Annotated in this window: 3 protein-coding genes and 1 pseudogene; 2 read left to right on the top strand and 2 right to left on the bottom strand. The window is 58.4% G+C overall.

Annotated elements, in window-relative coordinates:
* Positions 1–146 (top strand): annotated as a pseudogene (locus GIW04_RS29635) (dienelactone hydrolase family protein); the annotation flags it as partial.
* A gap of 99 nt (positions 147–245) precedes the next feature.
* Here the strand turns inward: GIW04_RS29635 and GIW04_RS29630 are convergent.
* Entirely contained in the window at positions 246–1,112 is an 867-nt protein-coding gene (locus tag GIW04_RS29630; RefSeq protein WP_003190026.1) for a pirin family protein, read from the bottom strand.
* 63 nt (positions 1,113–1,175) lie between these two features.
* Positions 1,176–1,592 (bottom strand): OsmC family protein, encoded by a 417-nt coding sequence (locus GIW04_RS29625; RefSeq protein ID WP_120247764.1) that lies wholly within the window; start codon positions 1,590–1,592, stop codon positions 1,176–1,178.
* 138 nt (positions 1,593–1,730) lie between these two features.
* Between GIW04_RS29625 and GIW04_RS29620 the strand changes: the two genes are divergently transcribed.
* The coding region (locus GIW04_RS29620; protein WP_236479524.1) for an amidohydrolase family protein at positions 1,731–2,741 on the top strand (1,011 nt) is incomplete at its 3' end.

The following is a 2,741-nucleotide window of genomic DNA, read 5'->3' as shown; positions in this document are numbered from 1 at the left end:
GGCAGTTGCTGAGCTACGGCGGTGCGGTGCATTCGTTCACCGACCCCCATGCCAATGTGCCAGGCAAGATGATGTACGACGCCAAGACCGCTGCGCGGGCTTTCCAGTCGATGCATAACTTGTTGGATGAAGTGTTCAAGGGCTGATTTCTCAGCGCCTGATCGGACGCCATCGCAGGCAAGCCAGCTCCTACATTCTAAAATGTGTATACCCATCAAATGTGGGAGCTGGCTTGCCTGCGATAGCTATTTCACCGGCAACTCGATTCTTTCTGACTCCCCCGGCACAGTGGGCCAATCCCCAGCCGCCCAGCGCTGCCTCGCCTGCTCGATCACCGCCGGATCACTCGCCACAAAATTCCAGTTGATCCGCCGTGGCCCATCCAGCGGCGCCCCGCCAAATACCATCAGGTGGCAATCACTCTCGGCATACAGGGTCATCTCCTGCCCAGTCGGCAATACCACCAAGCTGTTGACCTCCAGGGCTTCACCGTCCAACTGCACCTCACCCTCCAGCACATACACCGCACGTTCCTCATGTTCATCAGGAATCAACAGGGTGGTGGCGGTTTGCATCTGTACCTCGGCATACAGCGTCGGCGACAGTACCGGCACCGGTGACCTGAGGCAAAAACCATCACCGGCGATCAAACGCACCTGCACGCCGAGGTTATCGCTTATCGGCAAGCTCGCCGCTGGGTGATGGCTGTAGTGTCCCGGCCCGGTCTCGTGGTCCTTGGGCGAGGCCAGCCATACCTGCAGGCCATGCAGGCTGAAACCCCTGGCCTTGACCGCTTCCGGTGTGCGCTCGACGTGGGCAATCGCACTGCCGGCGGTCATCCAGCTGACATCGCCGGCTTGCACCACCTGGTCCGAGCCGAGGCTGTCCTTATGCTGCAAGGCGCCTTCAAACAGGTAGGTGAGGGTGGACAGGCCGATGTGCGGATGCTGGCGGATATTCATGCCGGTACCCGGCGCGTAGCGGGTCGCCAGCATATGGTCGAAAAACACAAAGGGCCCGACGCTGCGGCATTCACGCGAGGGCAGGGGGCGCAGGATGGGCTGGCCTTCTACATCTTCGGGGCGAGGGCGGATCACGGTGAGGGTGGTCATGGGCATCCCAGTCTGAGCGGGTTGGATGCAACCAAGCATAACCCGCTCGATGGGAAGTTGGGGCTATTGGCTGAAGGCACCTTCCGACAATTTTGTCTCGATAGTGACTTCGGCAGTGGTCATCAGCTTGTGTACCGGGCACTTATCGGCGACGCGGTGCAGTTCATCGCGCTGGGCATCGGTGAGTACGCCCTTGAGGGTCAGCTTGACGTTGAGCTTGTATTTACCCTTCTGCTCCTCGGTGCTGTCATGGGTGACCTCCACGGTCACGCCGGTCAGCGGGATAGCTTTTTTCTGCGCGTAGAGCCTTACGGTCAAGGCTTTGCACGACGCCAGCGCAGCATCGAAATAATCGTGGGGGGAGGGGGCCGAATCGTCACCGCCCAGGCTCTTGGGCAGGTCGGTAAACAGCTCGTGATTATTGATATTCACGCTGTGACGGAAGTTTTCAGCGTTCAGCGTATTAACGGTAACAGGCATGGCAAACCTCGTAAGGGGCAGGATGAAGGTCATGCAGTTATAGAGCATGCTGGCACTCCAGTGTTCCGGTTTTTTCCGTGCTGAACCCTGAAGGTTGGCGCAAGGTCTACCCGTATCAACCCTTATTGAGGTTTTACCGTGTCTGGAGCCCGCCTGAGTCTTGCCTTGTTGCTCGCCGCCAGCAGCCTTGCCGCGCAGGCCCGTGACTATGCCTACAGCGACGCGCACCTGCATTACGTGGATTTTTTTCAGGAAACCGCCGGCATGGACAAGCTGCTCAAGGCCATGGCGGACAACCGCGTAGAGCACGTCATGATTTCCGGGATCCCCGTGGCCAAGAAATGGCACGAAGACGAACCCAAGCGCCCGCGCTACTACGCCGGTGACGACGCCGATGCCTATTGGTACAGCGCCACGGATGTGATCGTCGCGGCGGCGGTCAATAAACTTACCCCCGAGCAACGCCAGCACTTTCATCCGTTCCTGGCCGGTTTCAATCCCAACGACAAGAACTCTGCGGCCCATATCCAGCGCATGCTCGACCTCAACCCAGGGCTGTGGCAGGGCATTGGGGAAGTGTTCACCCGTCATGATGACCTTACCGCCCTGACCTCCGGCGACACGCCGCGTGCCAATAACGAAGCCATGACGCGCATCTACCACCTGGCGGCCGAAAACGACCTGCCGGTGATGCTGCACTCCAACATCACCTCCAAGCGTGAGCGCAACCCGCTGTACCTGGCGGAAGTCGAGCAGCCGTTACGCAACCACCCGCACACGCGTTTTATCTGGGCCCATGCCGGTACCAGCAAGGAAATCCACCGTCATCAGGTGCAAATGGATTTTTTGCTGCCCACCTTGAATCGTCTGCTTGAGGCGTATCCCAACCTGTATATCGACTTGTCCTGGAGCATGCTCACGCCGTATCTGCTGGATGAGGCGGGTAAACCTCGGCCTGAGTGGGTAAAGCTGGTGGAGCGCTTCCCGGATCGTTTCATGCTCGGCTCCGACGTGGGTGTCTCTTTTACACATCTCCCAGCCCACCAGACCGTCGCTGGGATCTCGTATTCCGGCTTCTTCTTTAAAAAAAAAAAACAACCAAGTCATGAGGATTTGATCAGGACATCGTATAACTTATATCAGCATGAA

It is taken from the genome of Pseudomonas sp. PA-4-8C, from assembly GCF_021606625.1.
Taxonomy (GTDB): Bacteria; Pseudomonadota; Gammaproteobacteria; order Pseudomonadales; family Pseudomonadaceae; genus Aquipseudomonas; species Aquipseudomonas lactis.
The sequence above is the reverse complement of the archived record's forward strand: the minus strand, read 5'-3'. Positions and strand labels throughout refer to the sequence as shown.

Bases quoted from the DNA above. Each gene is read 5' to 3' on its own strand.
- GIW04_RS29630 (WP_003190026.1), bottom strand. From the start codon at position 1,112: ATGACCACCCTCACCGTGATCCGCCCTCGCCCCGAAGATGTAGAAGGC.
- GIW04_RS29625 (WP_120247764.1), bottom strand. From the start codon at position 1,592: ATGCCTGTTACCGTTAATACGCTGAACGCTGAAAACTTCCGTCACAGC.